Origin of the sequence: uncultured Campylobacter sp. (assembly GCF_963517995.1) — a bacterium.
Classification (GTDB): Bacteria; Campylobacterota; Campylobacteria; order Campylobacterales; family Campylobacteraceae; genus Campylobacter_A.
In genome coordinates, this window is sequence record NZ_CAUQHQ010000165.1 from 1 (window position 1) to 4,375 (window position 4,375).

The 4,375-nt window shown below is 44.3% G+C and carries 3 protein-coding genes; 1 reads left to right on the top strand and 2 read right to left on the bottom strand.

Translation table 11 applies throughout. From position 1 onward, the window contains the following. Positions 1-201 precede the first annotated feature (201 nt). Positions 202-1,065: a leucine-rich repeat domain-containing protein gene (locus RYL88_RS11760; protein ID WP_314991527.1), complete on the bottom strand. Its 864-nt coding sequence runs from the start codon at positions 1,063-1,065 to the stop codon at positions 202-204. A 242-nt stretch (positions 1,066-1,307) separates the two neighbouring features. Here RYL88_RS11760 and RYL88_RS11765 point away from each other — a divergent pair, with 242 nt between their 5' ends. Beyond that, complete coding sequence (locus RYL88_RS11765; protein ID WP_314991528.1) at positions 1,308-1,973, top strand: prepilin-type N-terminal cleavage/methylation domain-containing protein; 666 nt, start codon at positions 1,308-1,310, stop codon at positions 1,971-1,973. Between the two features lie 378 nt (positions 1,974-2,351). Here the strand turns inward: RYL88_RS11765 and RYL88_RS11770 are convergent. Then, positions 2,352-4,375 (bottom strand): AsmA-like C-terminal domain-containing protein (locus tag RYL88_RS11770; RefSeq protein WP_314991530.1); only part of this gene is annotated, 2,024 nt, incomplete at its 5' end.

The window sequence follows — 4,375 nt, forward strand, 5'->3', positions numbered from 1 at the left end:
AATCAATATCGGGCCTAGTCTATTTTAGAGGCGAAAATTTTGATTGACGCTGTGATTTTATGTCGGCATCCCGTGCGCGCTGTTTTGTCATATCAAAAATAGCAAAGAGCGCAAATTTGATTAAATTTGCCAAAAGCCCGCGAGCGCAAGGAGCAGCCAAGCGGCGTGGAGTATCAAATTTGGCTTTATTTAACTCGCAAACTAGCGGCCAATACCCAAAACCTCCCGCGCCTTTTGCTTGCACGCCTCAAATTTTTGCTCAAGCTCCGCGCGCTTTTGCGCCTCGTTTTTAGCTCCTATTTTGGTATGTCCCGAGCCTCGTCCTAAAAATTTTACGTATCCCGTATCCTTAAACTCCGTCGTAAACGGCATCTTCGCGCCCTCTACGCCCTCGCAGACGAGCTGCATTAATGCGTATTCTTCTAGCGCGAAGGCTTGGGGGTAGATGTTTATTTTCTTTAAATTTTTAAGCGTGGCAAGCGGTAAGAGCACCGGATAAGGCGCTTTGCACTTCACCCAAATGAGCCTTAGCGCTTCAAGCGCGCCTAAATCTCTTAAAAACTCGAAGTCCTTAATCGGCTGATCCCAATCAAGAGTACCGTTTATGCCTAGATATCGCAGCAAAGCTATACCGCTAAGCCCCGAAAAATCGCTAACTCTTCGTAAATTTTCAAAATGCGCCGATTTTAGCCTCTTTAGCTCCATTAACGGCGAAAGATCGCAAAAGCCGGAGACGTACTCTAAAACCAGCTCGCGCAAAAGCGGCAACCTGGCTAGAAAGTCGATATCTTTTACTTGGATTTTGGTTATGCGTAGGCGCTCTAGACGTTTTAGCTTAGGCAGCGCGGCGATTTGTTCCTTGCTAGGCAAGTGTAGCGTAAGCTCCTCTAGCCCTTCGCACTCAAAAATCCGCTCCCAAAGAGGCGTATCGGCGCCCACGGTAGCGATCTTTAGATTTTTGTTAGCTTGCGCGCCGCTTAGCATATACCTAAAACGCTCGCCGCCCGGCACCATCGCCCAGTAATCGTCTCTGCCTTCTAGCATATCCCCAAAGTGATGAATCATTTAGTATTCCTTTATTTACCTTATCTAAAAGCGTTTAAATTTAGCTGCTTTTTTTGCGGGCAAGCTTTAGTGTTTTTACTCATTAAATTTGTCTTTGGCGCGATTATAGCTTAAATTTGCAACTATAAAAAGGATTGCTTAAAACGGCGCCAAAGCGATAAAACGCGCGCCTGCAAAGAAAATAAAGACATTTTAAACGCCGTTTTTGGTATAATCGCGAAAAATTAAAACAAAGGAGAAAAGTGAAAACAAAGGTAAATAAATACTTAGTAACAGGGCTAAATCTCCAAGAAGCCCGAAAAAATACGAAAAATACAAGCTCGCCCGCAACAAAAAAAGCTTTTACTATGATAGAGCTGATATTTGTCATCATTATAATAGGTACTCTAGCGGCTATAGCCGTACCTAGGTTAAATGTAGGCAGGCAGGAAGCAGAGGCTATGAGAGAGTTTAAAAATATAGTAAATGTTCTTGACGAGGCACAGCAGTACTTTGCCGCGCATGGTAATGCTCATTTTGGTTTTGAAGGAACACGTAACTTTACGACAAACAAAAACGGCCTTAGAGTAGAGTATGATACCTATGAAACGTTTTTTTCAGATAGTATTTATGACCCCGATAGTCAGAGTGCTAACTATTCTAGCGTAAACAATTATGTAAACCTAGGGGACGGTTATGCATGCTTTATAATTGGGCGTGGGAACTACTATAGCGTAGTCGCGGGAAGGATAGTTCCGAGATATGCCGTAACTCTACGATATGACGGAGTGAGTTCTAGCCTAAGAAACGCGCTATGTAACAGGGTATTAGACCTTTTAAGGGAAAAATATCCGCCTAATTTTGATGCTATGCCGGATACGCATATAATAGACTATGAATATCGTAACGGAATGATGGGAACTTATTAGTAATTAATTTACAGGCTTATCTCGCACGATATACTTTGGATGGGATAAGCCTTTTATATTTCATTATTTTATGTGATACTCTTCAAAAACAGATAGTAGAACCGATAAATTACCCAAACATTCGATGCGCGCCTAAATTTAGCGTTAAAGGCGCGAATTTATTGAGTAAAAGATGTCGTAAGTTTTACGCCTAGGCCTCGTAAATTAAGGCAGTGCGTGTTTATTTTGATGGCACGCCGAAATAAAACTTCGTCAATTTTACGTCCGCCGGCTTGCGCCAAAACGGATCAAATTTAACTTCTAGCGTTTTAGCGAGATTTAAAAGCAAATTTAAGCCGCCTTCGCCGCAAGGACAAATGTAAGAGCAGGTCCGAAAACTTACTCAAATATCAAAAACGGCGCTTCAAGTACGTTTCTGATTATCTTAAACGGCGAGAGTAGGGTATCTTGCAGGATTTGCGTCGAGTACTGCGGTTTTTGCAGGGTTCCTCGCACCTTGATGACGGTTGAGAGCGTGCGATCTTTGCCGAGCACGATTTGATTTACGAGCGGGATTTTGTCTATAATGGAGCTAGCGTCTTTTAGCAGCTTTAGTTCTAGATCCACGTCGATCTCTTTAGTTGCGAGATTTATCGTGCCGTGACCGCCGATATCGGCACTCGAGCTTTCTAGCTCGATTGCTAGAAACTTTAATGTATCTGCCTTTTTCTCAAACAAAATTTTGCCGAATTTTACCGGATAGCCGTCGGCGCCGAAGTCGGGCGTCTTAAACACGAGCAAGGACGGCACGGAGTTTAAAAACGTAAGAAGCTGATTGTAAAACGTGTAGTCTTTTAATGTGGCGCCGATTAGCCTTGCTTCGCCTTTAAAATCATCGGTGCTTTTGCCTAAAACTCGCAGTTTAAAGCTGCCGCCTTCAAAGCTTTTGATGTTAAAAATCGAGTTTATAAACTCGCCTCTGATGTCGTTTGCGGATATTTCGAATTTTTTATTTGACTTTATGAGAGAGAGGTTGCCGTGGGCGGGCTTAGCGTCAAATCTCACTGCCCCGCCCGCGCTTTGGCCGCTATATGCTAGCAGATTTAGAGTCGCGTTAAAATCGTTTAAAATAAGATTTGAGCCCTTGGCTTCAAACTCGATGTCGCCGTCTTTTTCGCTTAAATTTTCTCCGCCGCTAAGCACAAGGTCTAGCTCGTTTATAAAAAGCTCCGTCTTGCCTCCGGCGATTTTGAAATTTAGCCCGCCGCTTTTGCTCTTGCCCGTTGCGCCCTTTGCGTTTACGCCAATCGCAAAGCTATCGGCATTGTAGGGCGAGCCGTCTTTTTTAAGTAGCGGCGTTTCAAATTTAACGTCGTTAGCCTCTATGCTAAGATTTTCAAAATCTTTGGTTTTTATATTTACGCCGCCTTCTGATATTTTTAGGCTTTTTAGCAGCGGCGAGTAGGGCAGTAGGCTCTTTGCGTCAGGCAAATTTATCTCGTTTTGCGCGCCGAATTTCAAACTCAGCGCGGCTGGCGAAGCGATATCTAGCTTCGTATCCTTGCCGCTAAAATCAAGCCTAGCGGCAAACGGCATCGCGTTTAGTTTTAAAATTTCGCTCTTGCCGAATGCTAAATTTAGCCCCTTTAGCGTGCCGTTTATGTCGCCTGCGAGCTTGCCCAGATCAAGGTTTACCGCCGCGTCCGCGCTAAAAAAGTCCATCCCCGTGTTTTTTGCGTTTATTTTTAGTTTGTCGTTTAAAAGCTCGACGTCTGCGGTACCTACGTTAAATTTAGCTCCTGCGATCAGAGTCTGGCCGCCTGAGACCTTAAATTTACCATTAGTCGTCACCTCTAGCGGGTCAAATTTGATATCAAGCGCGAGTTTGCCGTCCGTTTTGCCGCTTAGCTGCTCGACTGGAACCTCGATGCCGTAGGCTTTTAGTATGGAGTTTACGCTTTTGTCGTAGAGGGCCGAGGTTTGCAAATTTAGCGTGAGTCCCGCGCCTTTTTCCTCGAAAATTTTATAGATTTCAATGGTGCTTGCGTTTAGATTTTTGCCCTGCCATTTCGGGTTTTTTAGCGTGAAAAACAGCGAGCCTTTTTTTAGCTCGACATCGACTGCTTCGGCGGTGGCGGCGGGTAGTTTTTCGTGAAATTTAACCTTTACGTTTTTAGAAAAACCTTGCGCGCTAAGCTCGTTTAGATAGGGCTCTTGCTTGTTTAGATCAAACCTGCCCCGAAGCGATTTTACGAGATAATTATCCGCCGTGACGTAGCCGTAGATCCAGCTTTTTATCTCTTTATCCAGTCCCGTTTTTGCGCCCAGCTCGTCCATAAAGCCCCTTAGGCTAGTCGCGTTTATGTCGCCAAGCTCGTATTTTAGCTCGCCGTCTTTGAGATTTACCATAGCGTTTCCTTTTA